Annotated in this window: 1 rRNA gene; it reads right to left on the reverse strand. The window is 52.0% G+C overall.

Annotated elements, in window-relative coordinates:
• Positions 1 to 868, reverse strand: a 16S ribosomal RNA gene (locus tag KO538_RS29005); the annotation flags it as partial.

The raw sequence follows: 868 nt of genomic DNA on the forward strand, positions 1-868 counted from the left end.
GGATTCCAGCCATGTCAAGGGTAGGTAAGGTTTTTCGCGTTGCATCGAATTAATCCACATCATCCACCGCTTGTGCGGGTCCCCGTCAATTCCTTTGAGTTTTAATCTTGCGACCGTACTCCCCAGGCGGTCTACTTCACGCGTTAGCTGCGTTACCAAGTCAATTAAGACCCGACAACTAGTAGACATCGTTTAGGGCGTGGACTACCAGGGTATCTAATCCTGTTTGCTCCCCACGCTTTCGTGCATGAGCGTCAATCTTGACCCAGGGGGCTGCCTTCGCCATCGGTGTTCCTCCACATATCTACGCATTTCACTGCTACACGTGGAATTCTACCCCCCTCTGCCAGATTCTAGCCTTGCAGTCTCCAATGCAATTCCCAGGTTGAGCCCGGGGATTTCACATCAGACTTACAAAACCGCCTGCGCACGCTTTACGCCCAGTAATTCCGATTAACGCTTGCACCCTACGTATTACCGCGGCTGCTGGCACGTAGTTAGCCGGTGCTTATTCTTCAGGTACCGTCATTAGCAAGAGATATTAGCTCTCACCGTTTCTTCCCTGACAAAAGAGCTTTACAACCCGAAGGCCTTCTTCACTCACGCGGCATTGCTGGATCAGGCTTTCGCCCATTGTCCAAAATTCCCCACTGCTGCCTCCCGTAGGAGTCTGGACCGTGTCTCAGTTCCAGTGTGGCTGGTCGTCCTCTCAGACCAGCTACTGATCGATGCCTTGGTAGGCTTTTACCCTACCAACTAGCTAATCAGATATCGGCCGCTCCACGAGCATGAGGTCTTGCGATCCCCCACTTTCATCCTTAGATCGTATGCGGTATTAGCGTAACTTTCGCTACGTTATCCCCCACTC

Source organism: Janthinobacterium sp. NKUCC08_JDC (genome assembly GCF_019345575.1).
GTDB lineage: Bacteria > Pseudomonadota > Gammaproteobacteria > Burkholderiales > Burkholderiaceae_D > Janthinobacterium > Janthinobacterium aestuarii.